19 protein-coding genes are annotated in these 13,598 nt (G+C 56.9%); 7 read left to right on the plus strand and 12 right to left on the minus strand.

Going from position 1 to position 13,598, the window contains the following annotated elements; genetic code table 11:
* Nucleotides 1-119: 119 nt before the first annotated feature.
* Nucleotides 120-425 carry a PepSY domain-containing protein gene (locus KGB06_RS21855; RefSeq protein ID WP_223519467.1) on the minus strand — a complete coding sequence of 102 codons (306 nt, stop codon included), beginning with the start codon at nucleotides 423-425 and terminating at the stop codon, nucleotides 120-122.
* 147 nt (nucleotides 426-572) lie between these two features.
* Nucleotides 573-1,700: a glycerophosphodiester phosphodiesterase gene (locus KGB06_RS21860; RefSeq protein WP_223519469.1), complete on the minus strand. Its 1,128-nt coding sequence runs from the start codon at nucleotides 1,698-1,700 to the stop codon at nucleotides 573-575.
* Between the two features lie 236 nt (nucleotides 1,701-1,936).
* Here KGB06_RS21860 and KGB06_RS21865 point away from each other — a divergent pair, with 236 nt between their 5' ends.
* Nucleotides 1,937-2,263, plus strand: a complete 327-nt coding sequence (locus KGB06_RS21865) for a DUF2025 family protein (RefSeq protein ID WP_223519470.1) — start codon at nucleotides 1,937-1,939, stop codon at nucleotides 2,261-2,263.
* A gap of 128 nt (nucleotides 2,264-2,391) precedes the next feature.
* Here KGB06_RS21865 and KGB06_RS21870 read toward each other — a convergent pair whose 3' ends face one another.
* Nucleotides 2,392-2,706, minus strand: a complete 315-nt coding sequence (locus KGB06_RS21870; protein WP_223519472.1) for an antibiotic biosynthesis monooxygenase family protein — start codon at nucleotides 2,704-2,706, stop codon at nucleotides 2,392-2,394.
* Complete coding sequence (locus tag KGB06_RS21875) at nucleotides 2,703-3,410, minus strand: CTP synthase (RefSeq protein WP_223519474.1); 708 nt, start codon at nucleotides 3,408-3,410, stop codon at nucleotides 2,703-2,705. The genes KGB06_RS21870 and KGB06_RS21875 overlap by 4 nt, the downstream gene beginning before the upstream one ends.
* Nucleotides 3,411-3,425: 15 nt before the next feature.
* Here KGB06_RS21875 and KGB06_RS21880 point away from each other — a divergent pair, with 15 nt between their 5' ends.
* The gene (locus tag KGB06_RS21880) at nucleotides 3,426-4,367 is read left to right on the plus strand and encodes a LysR family transcriptional regulator (protein WP_223519476.1); all 942 of its coding nucleotides are present in this window, start codon (nucleotides 3,426-3,428) and stop codon (nucleotides 4,365-4,367) included.
* Nucleotides 4,368-4,374: 7 nt separating this feature from the next.
* On the opposite strand, the gene KGB06_RS21885 is transcribed toward KGB06_RS21880, so the two are convergent.
* Entirely contained in the window at nucleotides 4,375-4,914 is a 540-nt protein-coding gene (locus KGB06_RS21885; RefSeq protein WP_223519478.1) for a DUF1003 domain-containing protein, read from the minus strand.
* Nucleotides 4,915-5,034: 120 nt separating this feature from the next.
* Complete coding sequence (locus tag KGB06_RS21890) at nucleotides 5,035-5,652, minus strand: TetR/AcrR family transcriptional regulator (RefSeq protein WP_223519480.1); 618 nt, start codon at nucleotides 5,650-5,652, stop codon at nucleotides 5,035-5,037.
* A 215-nt stretch (nucleotides 5,653-5,867) separates the two neighbouring features.
* Between KGB06_RS21890 and KGB06_RS21895 the strand changes: the two genes are divergently transcribed.
* Nucleotides 5,868-6,926, plus strand: coding sequence for an MBL fold metallo-hydrolase (locus tag KGB06_RS21895; protein WP_223519482.1), 1,059 nt, complete (start codon nucleotides 5,868-5,870; stop codon nucleotides 6,924-6,926).
* A gap of 47 nt (nucleotides 6,927-6,973) precedes the next feature.
* On the opposite strand, the gene KGB06_RS21900 is transcribed toward KGB06_RS21895, so the two are convergent.
* The 3 genes from KGB06_RS21900 to KGB06_RS21910 all read right to left on the minus strand — a co-directional run bounded on the left by KGB06_RS21900 (nucleotide 6,974) and on the right by KGB06_RS21910 (nucleotide 8,424).
* The gene (locus tag KGB06_RS21900) at nucleotides 6,974-7,234 is read right to left on the minus strand and encodes an XRE family transcriptional regulator (protein ID WP_223519484.1); all 261 of its coding nucleotides are present in this window, start codon (nucleotides 7,232-7,234) and stop codon (nucleotides 6,974-6,976) included.
* A gap of 11 nt (nucleotides 7,235-7,245) precedes the next feature.
* A complete protein-coding gene (locus tag KGB06_RS21905; RefSeq protein ID WP_007946091.1) occupies nucleotides 7,246-7,563 on the minus strand; it encodes a helix-turn-helix domain-containing protein in 318 nt (105 codons plus the stop codon).
* A gap of 93 nt (nucleotides 7,564-7,656) precedes the next feature.
* A complete protein-coding gene (locus tag KGB06_RS21910; protein WP_223519486.1) occupies nucleotides 7,657-8,424 on the minus strand; it encodes an AraC family transcriptional regulator in 768 nt (255 codons plus the stop codon).
* Nucleotides 8,425-8,536: 112 nt separating this feature from the next.
* On the opposite strand from KGB06_RS21910, the gene KGB06_RS21915 reads away from it, so the two are divergent.
* Genes KGB06_RS21915 through KGB06_RS21925 form a run of 3 tightly spaced genes read left to right on the plus strand, consistent with a single transcriptional unit; the run spans nucleotide 8,537 to nucleotide 10,473 of the window.
* Nucleotides 8,537-9,352 carry a sulfite exporter TauE/SafE family protein gene (locus KGB06_RS21915; RefSeq protein ID WP_223519488.1) on the plus strand — a complete coding sequence of 272 codons (816 nt, stop codon included), beginning with the start codon at nucleotides 8,537-8,539 and terminating at the stop codon, nucleotides 9,350-9,352.
* A gap of 43 nt (nucleotides 9,353-9,395) precedes the next feature.
* Nucleotides 9,396-9,743: a hypothetical protein gene (locus tag KGB06_RS21920; protein ID WP_223519490.1), complete on the plus strand. Its 348-nt coding sequence runs from the start codon at nucleotides 9,396-9,398 to the stop codon at nucleotides 9,741-9,743.
* Between the two features lie 34 nt (nucleotides 9,744-9,777).
* Entirely contained in the window at nucleotides 9,778-10,473 is a 696-nt protein-coding gene (locus tag KGB06_RS21925) for a DUF6933 domain-containing protein (protein WP_223519498.1), read from the plus strand.
* A 30-nt stretch (nucleotides 10,474-10,503) separates the two neighbouring features.
* On the opposite strand, the gene KGB06_RS21930 is transcribed toward KGB06_RS21925, so the two are convergent.
* The 3 genes from KGB06_RS21930 to KGB06_RS21940 form a co-directional block, all read right to left on the minus strand.
* A complete protein-coding gene (locus KGB06_RS21930) occupies nucleotides 10,504-11,490 on the minus strand; it encodes a hypothetical protein (RefSeq protein ID WP_223519492.1) in 987 nt (328 codons plus the stop codon).
* A 285-nt stretch (nucleotides 11,491-11,775) separates the two neighbouring features.
* Nucleotides 11,776-12,489, minus strand: a complete 714-nt coding sequence (locus KGB06_RS21935) for an HNH endonuclease (protein ID WP_223519494.1) — start codon at nucleotides 12,487-12,489, stop codon at nucleotides 11,776-11,778.
* A gap of 116 nt (nucleotides 12,490-12,605) precedes the next feature.
* Nucleotides 12,606-13,139 (minus strand): Bro-N domain-containing protein, encoded by a 534-nt coding sequence (locus KGB06_RS21940; RefSeq protein ID WP_223519496.1) that lies wholly within the window; start codon nucleotides 13,137-13,139, stop codon nucleotides 12,606-12,608.
* Between the two features lie 292 nt (nucleotides 13,140-13,431).
* On the opposite strand from KGB06_RS21940, the gene KGB06_RS21945 reads away from it, so the two are divergent.
* Nucleotides 13,432-13,598: transposase (locus KGB06_RS21945; protein WP_223511913.1), on the plus strand; the 167-nt coding region annotated here is incomplete at its 3' end.

Below are 13,598 nucleotides of genomic sequence, written 5' to 3' on the forward strand. Positions count from 1 at the left end.
GGCGATACAGCGGCTCTACTGACGGCTGCGTGATCCGCTTGCTCGGGGCTGCCTGTCATGCCCAGAGAGATGCAAAAAAGCCGCACGATTGGTAAATCGTGCGGCTATTGAGGTGTGTATCAAGTGTCCAGTTTGTTGCTCAGGACTTTGCCTGTAGTGGCATCGAAGTCCACATCAAATTCTTTGCCGTCCGGGGTGCGCAGTTCCACCTCGTATTCATATCCATTGAAGTGGTTGTCCAGATCCGTGTCGGTGATGGTGGCCCCAGGATGCAGTTTCAGCGCTGTCTGGTTCATTTCTTCCAGTGGCTTGATCGTGCCGCTCTTGACCAGCTCAGGGATCTGATCGACGCGAACATCCGCCTGGGCCAGGCCGGCGGTGAGGGTCAGGGCAGCGGCGGTGAACAGGGCAGTCAGGGTTTTCATGAGGTTCTTTCCTTGGATTGATCTGTTTAATTGGGGCCAGATTAGCGGTGGCAACTTAATTCATCCTTAATTCCCGAAAGCCATCGCGGGCAAGCCCGCTCCTGTAGGAGCATGGCTTGCCCGCGATGGCCGCACCCCGGTCCCGAATCAGTACCCATTATTCTGCAGCAACTGCGCAACAGTCCCCGCTGCCGGCCGCTTATAAAACTTCAACAACTCACTGGCCCGATTGGTAAAAATCCCATCCACCCCAGCATCCATGACCCTCTGGTAATCCACCGCATCATCAATGGTGTACACATGCACCAACAAACCCTGATCGTGGGTGAATTGGTTCATCCACGGTTTCACCAGGTCCGAGTAGCTCTGATCGCCACCCTGGGTCAGCGCGGCGGAAGGGCCGGTGCCGATGGCGCCCTGGGCCTTGGCGTACTCGACCCATTGCTGGAATTCGGCTTTGTCTTTCGGCTCTTGTTTGGCGTAGTAGGTGGCTTTGTCCTTGTCGCCGGACTCGGCGAACGTCACCTTGGATTGCGGCTCAATGCTGCCTTCGCCGACCCACAACAGCAGGATCTTCGGCACTTTCGGCATTTCTTGTTGCAGTAGTTCGAGGCTGCTTTTTTCGAAGGTTTGCAGCACCACTTTGCCTTTGCCCTGACCAACCGCCAGATCACTCTTCGCCAGTTTCGAACCGGCCGGGCTCAGCCAGCCACGGTCCTGCAACTTGTCCTTGAGGTCGCGCTCGATGCCGGGGAATTGCTTCGGCTCCTTGGTCTCGATGTACAAGCCTGGCTTGTGCAGCGGGTTGCCTTGGGCAATGTCGATGATTTCGTCCAGGGTCAGGATTTTCAGACCCGCGTAGGAAGGGCGTGCGCGATCCGGGTAAGCCGTGTTGAACCAACTGCCGGCGTCGAGGGTTTTGAGCTCGGCGATTGTGAATTCGTTGGCCAGGCTGTCCTTGCGATCAGGGAACTTGCTGGCAACGTCGGTTGTGCGTTGCAGGTTGTTGTCGTGCAGGGCAAACAGCACGCCGTCCTTGCTGCGTTGCAAGTCCATCTCCAGATAATCGGCGCCAAGGTCGCGGGCCAGTTTGTAGGCGGCGGCGGTGGATTCCGGTGCATCGAAAGAGGCGCCGCGGTGGGCGATCACCGCCGGGTGCGGAATGCCCAAACGGCTGGCCAGAGCGTTCGGGGCCGGCTCGTTGGCGGCCTGTGCCTGGCCGAGGCCGAGCATCAGGCTCAGCAGCAGGGCGCTTTTGGTGAAGGTAACCGGCATGTCGAGATCCTTTCGCAGAGAGATTTTCAAAGACGTCTCTTTTAACAACTGAGCGCTACCAGCGCTATCGCCAGACCGACATAAACATGTTTAAAGCAGTTTTTTTCAGCGCAGATGTGCGCTGCTTTGCAGTACTCTTGGCCACGGCAGTTTCCCCGGAAGAGGGAAACCCGCGTCGTTTCCCTTGCGTGTAAACCATCGATCACCGGTCGTTAACGACCTTTTGTGAGGTTTATATGCGCATCACTTCCGAGCTCATCTGCCAGGCCGCCGACCAACTCAACGGCTTTGTCGGCCTCAACCGCAAGACCGGCCATTACATTGTGCGATTCAGCGAAGACTCGTTCGGCATGGACGTGGCCGATGACGGCATTATTCCGGTCAGTGAGTTTGTCTGGGCGCCGGGGCCGGAACAGGCCATGACGCTCAAGCGCGAGATGATTCAGTTGCTGTTGGATCAGAACATTGATGAGCGGATCAACATTACCGAGCCGTTGCGGGTGTATATGCAGCGGCGGGAAGTGCCGGAGATAGCGGCGGTCAGGAGTCTTGTGCGGGGTTGATGGATTTGGGGTGACTGTTGGGGCCGCCTTCGCTGGCAAGCCAGCTCCTACATTGGTTTTGTGTATGACGCAGAACCCATGTAGGAGCTGGCTTGCCAGCGAAGGCGGCCGAAAGGACACCGCAATTTTCACAGCTGAAACCGATAATCCCGCTCAACTCTGCAAACCCGCGTATGACACGCCGAATACCAGGTCGAGCGCCCACGCTCACGAATCTCACTGTGCTCGGGATGATGTTTCCACGCCAGAATCGCCGCTTCACTGGCCCAATACGAAACCGTAATCCCGAGCCCATCCTCACCCCGGGCCGACTCCACGCCCAAAAAGCCCGGCTGTTCACGGGCCAGTTCCACCATGCGCGTAGCGGCCTCGGCGTAACCCTGATCACCTTCAGTGCGCAAAGACGTAAAAATCACTGCGTAGTAAGGCGTCGTCGCGATCATGTTGTCTGCCTCACGCAAGCCTTGATGAAGGCGCGGACCAGCGGCGGCAGAATGCCTTTGAGCGCTACGCGTTCCGGCTGGAATAGCGTGGCGACGAAGAACGGATGACCTTTGAGCTCCACCGCCCGCAAATCCCCCTGCGAATCATGGCCAACGGCGCACAGCTGTTGGGTCAATAACTCACGTTTGAACGCGGGGTTCACACCGAAGCGGCAGCGATATCCTTCGCTTATTTCAGTCGTTTCGTACGCGTTGGCGATCAACGAGTCTTCTAGCAGGTGAATGCTGTCGACGGCTTCCACCAGCGAGCAGGCCAGCGGCGTCAGGAGCGCACGCGCGGCATCAGGATGTGTTTCGCCATGTTCGGCATCTTCCCAACCCAAAACATGTCGGGCGAACTCCAATACCGCATGTTGAAACCCGCCACAGGTGCCGAGGAACGGTCGCTGCTGCTCCCGGGCAAAACGGATCGCCCGCAACGCACCGTCCATGTCGCGGTAAGGGCTGGCGGGCACGCACCAGAAACCGTCGAAATCTTGCAGCGGTGTGTCGGCGTTGATGTGGTCGGTGGCCAACCAGTGGAATTGCACGTTCAGGTTCAGCTGTTCGGCGGCCATGCCGAGGGCGACGGGAATGGCTTGATGGGCGGTGACTTGAGGGTCGAAGTCACCGATCAGGGCGATGCGGATGGCGCTGGTTTCCATGAGTGATCTCGATTCTTGTTGATTCCTGGTACCCACTATAGATTGGCGTTCACGCAATCAATATTGGCGTTATCCCAAGTGATCAATGCAGTGACGCACTATCGGCTCGACTATCCCGACCTGGCCCTGATTCTCGCTTTGGTGCGCGGCGGCTCTCTGGCCCGGGCATCGAACTTGTTGAAAGTCGACGTTTCCACGGTGTTTCGCGCCGTCCGCCGGCTGGAAGCGGCACTGGGTCAGCAACTGTTCGAAAAGAGCCGCGCCGGGTACTTGCCGACCACGCTCGCGCAAAACCTGGCCGAGCAGGCCGAACGCGCGGAACAAGCACTGGACGCGGCGCGAATTGGTGTGGAGCAGGGCGGGGAAGTCATCAGCGGCACCGTGCGCCTGACTTGTACGGATTCAGTCCTGCAAGGTTTGCTGTTGCCGGCGCTGGCGCAGTTCATGCCGTCCTACCCGGCGCTGACGATCGAACTCAGCACCTCCAACGACTTCGCCAACCTCAGCCGCCGCGATGCCGACATCGCCTTGCGCCTGACGCGTACACCGCCAGAGCATTTGGTCGGACGACGCCTGGCGGATATTTCCTACCGGGTGTGTGCCAGCGCGGGGTATCTGAAGTCTGTCGACCCTGAAGACCTGGCTTCGCTGACCTGGATCGCCCCCGACGATTTTCTCCCCGACCATCCCACCGTAGCCTGGCGGCGTCAGCATTTGCCGGGCGTCACACCGGCCTATCGCTGCAACAGCATGCTGTCGGTGACCGAGCTGGTGCGAGCCGGGTTAGGAGTCGCGGCCTTGCCGGACTTTTTGATCGGCGACACGTTGCAGCCGCTGACCGGTCCGTTGCACGGTTACGACACCGCGCTCTGGTTGCTGACCCGCCCGGACTGCCGCGCGTTGCGCTCGGTGGTGACACTGTTTGATGAGTTGGGACGAGCATTGCGATTGCCCTGAGCGAGCGCTAAACCGTTGGTGGCGCTTTGCGCATGAAGTGCTGATGCATTTCCGAGGTCAGGTTTTCGATGCGTTCGGTGAGGGTCTTGGTCATCTCGGTGAGCCGGGTGTTCTGTTCGAGTAATTCCAGCAGTTGCGCGGTGTTTTTTGCGGCTTCGGCCTGACGTTCGCTGTTGGCCACGGCGATGGCCTCACGGTGCTGCGCATCGGCTTCCGACTGCGCTTTGTCGCGCGCCGCCTGACGGGTCTGGGCCAGCAGAATCAGCGGCGCGGCGTAAGCCGATTGCAGGCTGAACGCCAGGTTGAGCAGGATGAACGGGTAGACGTCGAAATGGGTCACGCCAAAGATATTGAGACACACCCACAACACCACGATCAGCGTCTGCGCACCGAGAAAGGTCGGCGTGCCAAAGAACCGCGCGAAGGCTTCGGCGCGCAGGGCAAATTTGTCGTTGCCGAAGGTGGGTGCCAGGTGGGCGTGAGGGCGGTGAAAGCGCAGGTGGTCGACGGGAGCGGTGGACGTGGTTTCGGTGGTCGGGGTGGTCATGATGCTCTCTGCATGGCGCTGGGACTGAGGCTCACTATAGCCCCAGCGCCAGTTTCATTCTGAAACACATTGCACTGACTTATTCAGAGCTGACCGATGAAGGGTAAGCGGCGGAAATTGTCACTTTTCGCAGACTTGATAACAGGCCAGGAACATATCCAGCGCCGACTCCACCACGGTGGTCTGCATCTCCGGTGACAGGCCCGGCAGCCCCATGGAAATCTGCGGCCAGAATGCAAAGGACTTGAGCATTCCCTGGACCTGTTGGGCGGCAAAGGCGGGATCGACCGGTTTCAATCGACCGTCCAACTGAGCCGCGCGGATCCATACGGTCAGGTCCTCTTCACGCTCGCCCATTCTGGCGACCATGTTCTGCGCGCGCTCGGGAGAATGGATGGTGGCGGCGATGGCCACCCGCGCCAGATCGAGAAAATTGTCATCGCCGAGCATCTGCAATTTCGCCTGAAACATCAGGCGCATCTGATCGCGCAGAGGCAGGTCAGGTCGGTAGGACGTTTCTTGTACTGCCGTCAGCCGTGTCCAAAGTTGATTGAGTATTTCGGCAAACAACTCTTCCTTGCTCGGGAAGTGGTTGTACACCGTGCGCTTCGACACGCCGGCGGTGGCCGCAATCTTGTCCATGCTGGTGATGTCGAAACCGTTGGCACGGAACTCGGCAATCGCCGCTTGAATAATGGCTTCGCGTTTTCGGTCGGTGAGGCGCTGTGGAGCTGTCATAAGTACGCTTCGGCAGGAGGCAGAGGAAAATTACACTCGGTAGTTTACTTGTGATCGGCTTTGATGCAACCTAGAAACTACACTGTGCAGTGTAATGTTATGTTAATCCTGCACAGCGAAAAATAGATCGTCCGGCTGATGCGTGCGTGCTTTGGCCATTTATCGTCCCACCGTGAAAAACCGCAAATTTGCGGTTTTTCTGGAGTCACTCAGTCATGGCCACTTCAACTTCCTCTACGGATAACACCCCTTTGCCTGAAGCTTCCCGTCAGGCAGAAGGGCACTTTCGAAACCATACCCCCGTGCAGCGCGAAGGCGTGCGCAAAATGTTGCGCATCATGTGGAACATGATCTTCCACAAACCACGCAACACCCGCCCGACCGCCCCGGTGCCGGTACAAACACTGACCCAGGCGGCATTGATCGCAGCGCCCAACCACAGCGTTTACCGCCTCGGCCATTCCACCTTACTGCTGAAACTGCGGGACAAATTCTGGATCACCGACCCGGTCTTCGCCGAGCGTGCCTCCCCGGTGCAATGGGCCGGCCCCAAGCGTTTCCACCAGCCGCCGATCAGCCTGGAAGAATTGCCGCCGATTGAAGCGGTGATCCTGTCCCATGATCACTACGACCACCTCGATTATCACGCGGTGCTCAAACTGGCAGACAAGGCCAAGTATTTCCTCACCCCGCTGGGTGTCGGCGACACACTGATCAAGTGGGGCGTCGATGCCAGCAAAGTGCGCCAACTCGATTGGTGGCAGGGCACTGATGTTGATGGCATCCAGTTCATCGCCACCCCGTCGCAACACTTTTCCGGCCGTGGTTTGTTCGACGGCAACAGCACGCTTTGGGCGTCCTGGGTGATGATCGACGGCGACACGCGGATCTTCTTCAGCGGCGACAGTGGCTACTTCGATGGCTTCAAACGCATCGGCGAACAGTACGGCCCCTTCGACCTGACGCTGATGGAAACCGGCGCCTACAACGTTGAGTGGCCCCACGTTCACATGCAGCCGGAGCAAACCCTGCAAGCGCACATCGACCTCAAGGGCCGTTGGTTATTGCCGATTCACAACGGCACCTTCGATTTGTCGATGCACGCCTGGTTCGAGCCCTTCGACCGCATTCTGGCGTTGGCCTGGGAACGCAATGTGTCGATCACCACACCGCAAATGGGTGAGGCGTTCAACGTGATGTACCCGCAACGCGGAAGAGCGTGGTGGCTAGGGATGGAAAGTGAAACCGATCAGGTCACAGCGCAGAACGCTTGATGTCTGATTGCCGGGCCGAAGGAAGCGGCCCGAGCTCTACATCCCGACTAGCTCCGCGTATCGAGCAGCAGACTCAGATATTCCGAGATCTTCGCCACGGTCAAATCGCGAAATTTTCCACGGAGCATTTCATTCAGCTCCTCCTCAGACAGCCCGAGCTTTTGCGCCGCCTCAGTCTTATCCAATCGACCGGTTTCAAGGAGTATCCCAATCTTCATCACGTACTCGGATTTGGCCCGCATTTCACCTGCATCGGGATATCCGAGCGCCTCATAAACGCAGTTGTCACTTCCATCGACATCAATCATCCGCTGACACCTCACTCCACCATCGCATAATCCGCCCGCCCAACCGGGTTCGGCGTCGACCCTTTCACATTCATCCCTCGACCCGGCGCAAACCCCGGGAAAAACACCAACCCCTGCGCCTCAAAGCAATAAGCCAACGCCAACCGGGTGACATCCAGCACATCGCGCTTAGCCTCGAATCGCTCGATGGCCTCTACCGAAACCCCGGATTCCCGAGCCAGCTCATCAACACTCCAGCCCAGCATCGCTCGAGCTTGGGCGCAGTGGGCCGGGGTGAATTGGAAGAGGGCGATACGTTCCAGGGTGATTTTCATCGCATGAGAGGCCATGGTGTTCTCCGGGCTCGAGAGTGCTGATTCAAAATGTACTGTGTTTTTGTACAGTTGTTTTGCGCCCGGATCAAACTCATTTTTTGATTTGTTCTATTTCGAGGCTTGCATCCAGACGGACGGTGGCTGCCCCAGTACGCGACGAAACATGGTCGAGAACGCCGCTGGGCTGACATAACCGAAATCCAGCGCGATGCGCGTTACCGCAGTCCCCGACGCCAACCGCGCCAGGGCCAGCACCACGCACGCTCGCTGCCGCCATTGGCTGAAACTCAGGTCGGTTTGTTGTCGAAACAATCGATTAAACGTTCGCAAGCTGATGTGCAATTGATCGGCCCAGTCCTGCGGCGGCTGGTGAGCATTCGGTTGCCGGAGAAACGCCTGACACAACCCCAGCAACCGCGTATCCACGGGCAGCGGAATGTGCAACGGCAGGTGAGTGCTGCGCGCCAGTTCGTGCAGCAGCAAATCGATCAGGGCACCGTCACGCCCGGCCTCGTCATACGCCAGCGGGATCTCCACCGCCTCCATCAACAAATGCCGCATCAACGGCGACACACTGATCACTTGGCAGCGATCCCCCAGATCAACCGCCGCCGGTTCGATATACACACTGCGCGTACTCACCCCGAGCATCAGCACCTCATGCGCCATGCCCGGCGGAATCCACACCGCCCGCTGTGGCGGCACCACCCAATTGCCGTCATGTGTGCTGACCTGCATCACCCCGGTGGCGCCATACAACAACTGCGCCCGCCGGTGTGTATGACGAGGCAACAAATGGCCGTGGGAATAATCCGTCCCGATCGCCACCACCGGGCGAGGCGTGTCATCCAGCAGATCAATCGAAACATTGCGCATATGGCGGCTTCCAGCAGTTGGCGTAAACGCGAACATTATTGGCTGAGTTGCTGAAGCAGGCCAAGACGCATCGCTCTATCGTCGACCGCTCCCAACCAACGGACGACGCGCAATGTTCTATCTCCTGCTGACACACTTCGGCTGCATGACCGGCATCACGGCAGTGCTGTTTGGCTTCGGCGGCGGCTTCGTCGTCGTGCCATTGCTCTACCGCATGCTCACCGCCAGCCATGGCGTCGATGACCCCATTGGCCAATCGGCGATGCACATTGCTGTGGCGACTTCGACCTGCGTGATGATCGTCAATGCAGTGATCGCCACCGGTAAACACCAGCGCGCCGGGAACCTCATTCGCCATTACCTGTGGCCGTTGGGCGGGTTTATCGGGGTGGGCGCTGTCGTCGGTGCCATGGCGGCGATGTGGGTGAGTGGCGAGGTGATTCGTTATGCGTTCATCGCGTACCTGGGCGTGACCATTGTGGATTGCCTGGTTAGACGCGGATTTCTTACACGCACCGATAACGCAATCCCACGGCGATTGGGGAGGGCGGAAGTGTCTGGCGGTGGCGTAGGAATTGGCGCTATCGCGACGTTTCTCGGCGTGGGCGGCAGCGTCATGACCGTGCCGCTGTTGCGGCGTTGCGGGTTGAGCATGAGTCAGGCGACGTCCATGGCCAATCCGTTGAGCTTGCCGGTCGCGGTGGCCGGGACGGTGACTTACGTGGCCATGGCGGGATTCAGCGAATTTGACTTGGGGGCGTGGTTTATCGGCTATGTGGATCTGCTGGCGTTTGCGGTTTTGACGATGGGATCGTTGCTGGGGATTCGATTGGCCACACCTTGGATCGGGCGGATTCCGGATCGATTACACGCTGGGATCTATATTGGATTGTTGGTTATCGTGATGCTGAGCCTATCGTTGCCGTAAGTTGTCGCACGGCATTGCTCAAAATCTAGTACAGGAGGGGGCCATGTCGATATCCGAAAGTGACTGGAAGAAATACAAAGAACTCTACGAACTGGCGCTGGATCGCTTCTGCCAAGGCGTTCTTGTTGATGCCCAGACTATCGCGCAAAACGATGCTCTATCAGCTCATGCGCGATATCTTACGCTCTACCGCCTCATGCGAAATCGGGACAAGGACCTAGCGATGGCATTCGACGGACTTCGACGCTCAGAAGCATCGTTATCTTTAAGGTTGATGATTGCGTATGACTTGCTCAGTGATGAGGAATTGTCGGGGCTGAGTGAGGAGTTCCGTGAAAGAGTTTCTGACGCCGTTCGCCAGCCTTATGAAATTGAATGGGTTAAGGACTGAAAGCATTTTTCTAGCATCTAAACAGAGAATCAGGATGTTGATCTTTAACTGCACCGAAGCGGCCAGCAACTTCTTCAGCCGTGTGCACAAGGGTAAGAAAATCACTCCGGTGGAAAAACCGCCATCACCGGTTATCGAGGATGATGAGGCAGTCGAGTTCACCGAACAGTGGCTGGTCCACGCCATCACCGTCCAACGCAAGCACGTGTTATTTGTCATCCATGTGCAAACCCGTTATTGCATGATTTTCGCGGACGCGAAAAAAGCGGATATCGAAGGTTTCGTTCAACGTTTTACCGAACGCTGGATAAACGGCTTGATCCGCCATGCAGGGCAGCACGACATCCTTCGCTGGATCGATGACGAGCCGATGATGGACCGTTTCCAGGAGAGTTGCCGCGAATACGTGTTTTACAAACGCGGTCATCGCGGAGCGCAAAAACACCTCAATGACATCGCCTGGGTATTTGAGGACTGTGCCGCCGAATGGGGCACTTTGCCCTCGGACGAGTTCTCGGCTGCGCGCTTCGATGGCGATATGAACGACACCCCGAGGAGTAGCAAAGGGCACAAGGACTATTACTACCCCGACGAGGAAATGATTGCTCACTGGTTGCGCCGTTATGGTGGCTTGGATGAGCCGGCAGTCGAGGCGGCCTGTGAGCGGCGCATGGAAGTGAAACGGGAGATATGGGCACTCGAAACGCAGCTTAATGCCGAAGCGCAATGAGCCGTCGCAGTAGCACCGTGGCCCGGTCTACTAACCCTGCAACCCCGGCGCTTCTCGAATAATGAAGTGATCCAGGTTCTCGATATTCGCACTGAACACCCCGAACGTCTGCTCGGGGTTTTTCTTGCTCGGCACCTGCTTCAACTCCGGCGTCACGCCATAAAAGAAGCAATACAAATTCTTCCCGCTCTCGATGGCGTGCTTGATCTCTTCCAGAAACGCTTTGCGCTTGCGGTAGTTGTCGATCAGTTTCTTGCTCAAGTAAACATTGACCGAATAAGGCTTCTTCTTCGCCTCATCCGCCTGCTTGAACCAGACCTTCTGTTCGAAATCGATGCGAAAGCTCTGGGTGTAATCCTTGATCTCCTTGATCTTGCCCCAGTAAATCAGCCCCTTGTTGTCTTGCAAGTACTCGATCTTCTTGAAGAACGACCCGTACGGCGCCGTGTGCTCACCAATCTTCAGCGGCATGCGCTTGAGCAGCTCCTTGTCCTCGAAGTTCGACACAAAACACTCCACAGGATGGGCGAAGACGCTGGTCTTGTCCGGCGCTGATTCTTGGCTCGTGTGCTCTGCCTGGCTGTCCGCCGGCGTTGTTTTTGGGACATCCTGCATTACATCCGCTGCGACCTCAGGGTTCGACGCCTTACGCACATACTGACGCCGAGTCAGCAACAACTCCGACGGGAAGTGCTCCTCGCGGCTGTCATCCGTTTCCGCACCATCCGCGTCCACACCGGACACCGACGCCTTGAGGCTGACATAAGGACAATCCGCCACATGCCGGGTGCTGGGCGTGTTCTTGAAGTGCGGGGTGCGGACGTAATTTACGTTTTTGGCGTTGAACGTCGTCAACACATTCGCCGCATCGAACGCTAAACGGCAGGCGTCGTTGGGGCACTGGAAGTGCTCTTTGGCGGAATCGAACGCCATGGTTTCGTCGAAATTCAAATCGCGTACGTCATAGATCGACAGCTTGTCGTCGAGGCTGAGGCAGTAGGCGAGGTCGAATTTCATGACGGGCTCGGGTCCTTGAGTGGGGAAGGGTATTAATAGCGGGAGGCGGGGCGGGTTGCACTGACTGTTTTCAACACACCGAAAAATCTGCGGCAACACACCAAACCTTGTAGGAGTGAGCCTGCTCGCGATTCCCAGCACCAACTCGGTCTAAATTCCTCGTGCTGACCCAGTGGCAACACAACTCACCGTGGCGAGGGAGCTTGCTCCCGCTGGGCTGCGCAGCAGCCCCAAAACAGGCAAACGCGGTCAGTCGGACAGATCGCAGAGGTGGTGACGAAAGATTTACTCCTCTTCTAGCCGTGCCACTTTCTTATAAAGCGAAGCAGTGAATTCCACCCTGTCGCTCGAGTGGTGACAACGTTGATGACAGTTTGGACACAGCGCCACAACATTGGACGGAAGATCCGAACCATCTTGCGACAGATGCTTTACGTGATGCACTTCAAGAAAGGGGTGACCATCCTTTTCAAACGGAGCGGGGTTGCCACAGCCTTCGCATTTGCCTTCAGCCTGCTGACGAACCCAAGCCCTCAACTCGGGATCACGAAAGTAAGACTTTCTGTTGGACTCAGTCTGTATGGGATTTTTTATCCCTTTGGGGACATAAAGAAATGGTTGCCGCTCAAGTTTGGCCGCTCGTTTCTCCAGTGTTGCTTCGTCCGCTGTCGGAACAAAATCCTCAGGTGTCAAAATGCTGGAAGCGTCGAGCGCCCTACGAATGCTACGTGCAACATTAGCGCCGACATTTTTGGCAGGTTTGTATCCTTCAATGCGATTTCGACTCAGTTCGACCAGAACGGTAGATATGTTCTGCATCCGAAATTCGACAGAGCCTTTAGTCCGACCGGCTAAGGGGCCCTCTCGCAGGATACGATTCTCCTCAGTCTTGACGAATTTTTGACCGGCCTGCTCGCGTGACAGCATATTGAGATAGGCGTCGACCGCAGCCTGAATCTCCGCATCACTCCAATCGCTGTTGCTTTTTTTCGTGTCCATACAATCGCCGAGGGTTGAAAACCCTCGGACGATACTGAGTGGCCATTACCGATGTCTACGAAAACTCCTACAAAAAATAGCGACGAATCTCGCAATCGATCCTACAAGCGAGTCAACTAACCCATCGAGTGATTCGACGACTGAAACACCTGCGCCACTCTTCGCCACCAAGGCTTAACCACTGTCGTCCGTCGTTGCGGCTGATCGTGCAGCAGGTAAGGCATGTCCCGGAGCCGAATCCAACCTTCATCCTGCCACTGCAGCAAACTCAACGACATTTCCGGCCAATCCAACAAACTCAGCATAGGGCGATCTGAATGTCCCGAATGTTCTGCGTCGCGCAAGGCCGGCACCACCTGATGAGTCAACCACTCACGCAACAATCGATTCCCCGGAACGTAGTGATACACCAGCAATGCATACACGCCGGATTCGCTGAGCATCAGTTGCTTGTCGGGTTGCCGGAAATACTCAATCCCCAAAACGCGACGCTGATCCTTGTCGAGTTTGTTGACCATGCGTTCGCTCAGATGGATACCCATCAAACGACCGATATCGCGGGCGCAAAACCAGGGCTGGTTTTCAAGAAGGAGGGCGTGGAGAGGGAGATTGTGACGAGAGAAAACTGTTACAGAAAAAGGATCGGACATAACCATGACCTCTACGTTTAGATTTTGGAGGGCCTGACCCCAACGTAGAGTGGACTTAAGAAATCCCAACGAGCAGTGCAATCACTCAGACGATCTATGAATCACCAAGGGTAATTCCGAGTCTATGTAATCGACCATGCTTTCTACGTTGGGTGTTTCTTAGGCACCTGCCGTAAAGATTAGAGGCACCGGTGGTGGGCTTCAATGCAGAAGCGGCTGTGATCTGGCCTAATGAAATTGGACACATCAATAGGGCGCTATGATGGCGCCCAAATCTAAGGTGTGCATGATGATGCGAAAGTCCTATTCCAGCGAGTTCAAGCTCAATGCTGCAAGCATGGTGCTTGATGAAGACCAGCCCATTCTTGAGGTCTGCGCCAACTTCGATATCGGCCCTACTGCGTTGCGCCGCTGGGTCGAGCAGGTCAGGAAAGAACGTGCAGGCTCGACGCTAGCGGG

The sequence above is a fragment of the Pseudomonas sp. GL-B-19 genome, assembly GCF_019956415.1.
Taxonomy (GTDB): domain Bacteria; phylum Pseudomonadota; class Gammaproteobacteria; order Pseudomonadales; family Pseudomonadaceae; genus Aquipseudomonas.

Excerpts from the sequence above, each read along its gene's own strand:
- KGB06_RS21860 (WP_223519469.1), bottom strand. The coding sequence starts at position 1,700 with ATGCCGGTTACCTTCACCAAAAGCGCCCTGCTGCTGAGCCTGATGCTC.
- KGB06_RS21925 (WP_223519498.1), top strand. The coding sequence starts at position 9,778 with ATGTTGATCTTTAACTGCACCGAAGCGGCCAGCAACTTCTTCAGCCGT.
- KGB06_RS21920 (WP_223519490.1), top strand. The coding sequence starts at position 9,396 with ATGTCGATATCCGAAAGTGACTGGAAGAAATACAAAGAACTCTACGAA.
- KGB06_RS21855 (WP_223519467.1), bottom strand. The coding sequence starts at position 425 with ATGAAAACCCTGACTGCCCTGTTCACCGCCGCTGCCCTGACCCTCACC.
- KGB06_RS21895 (WP_223519482.1), top strand. The coding sequence starts at position 5,868 with ATGGCCACTTCAACTTCCTCTACGGATAACACCCCTTTGCCTGAAGCT.
- KGB06_RS21935 (WP_223519494.1), bottom strand. The coding sequence starts at position 12,489 with ATGGACACGAAAAAAAGCAACAGCGATTGGAGTGATGCGGAGATTCAG.
- KGB06_RS21875 (WP_223519474.1), bottom strand. The coding sequence starts at position 3,410 with ATGGAAACCAGCGCCATCCGCATCGCCCTGATCGGTGACTTCGACCCT.
- KGB06_RS21940 (WP_223519496.1), bottom strand. The coding sequence starts at position 13,139 with ATGTCCGATCCTTTTTCTGTAACAGTTTTCTCTCGTCACAATCTCCCT.
- KGB06_RS21915 (WP_223519488.1), top strand. The coding sequence starts at position 8,537 with ATGTTCTATCTCCTGCTGACACACTTCGGCTGCATGACCGGCATCACG.
- KGB06_RS21870 (WP_223519472.1), bottom strand. The coding sequence starts at position 2,706 with ATGATCGCGACGACGCCTTACTACGCAGTGATTTTTACGTCTTTGCGC.
- KGB06_RS21930 (WP_223519492.1), bottom strand. The coding sequence starts at position 11,490 with ATGAAATTCGACCTCGCCTACTGCCTCAGCCTCGACGACAAGCTGTCG.
- KGB06_RS21900 (WP_223519484.1), bottom strand. The coding sequence starts at position 7,234 with ATGATTGATGTCGATGGAAGTGACAACTGCGTTTATGAGGCGCTCGGA.
- KGB06_RS21905 (WP_007946091.1), bottom strand. The coding sequence starts at position 7,563 with ATGGCCTCTCATGCGATGAAAATCACCCTGGAACGTATCGCCCTCTTC.
- KGB06_RS21910 (WP_223519486.1), bottom strand. The coding sequence starts at position 8,424 with ATGCGCAATGTTTCGATTGATCTGCTGGATGACACGCCTCGCCCGGTG.
- KGB06_RS21885 (WP_223519478.1), bottom strand. The coding sequence starts at position 4,914 with ATGACCACCCCGACCACCGAAACCACGTCCACCGCTCCCGTCGACCAC.
- KGB06_RS21890 (WP_223519480.1), bottom strand. The coding sequence starts at position 5,652 with ATGACAGCTCCACAGCGCCTCACCGACCGAAAACGCGAAGCCATTATT.
- KGB06_RS21865 (WP_223519470.1), top strand. The coding sequence starts at position 1,937 with ATGCGCATCACTTCCGAGCTCATCTGCCAGGCCGCCGACCAACTCAAC.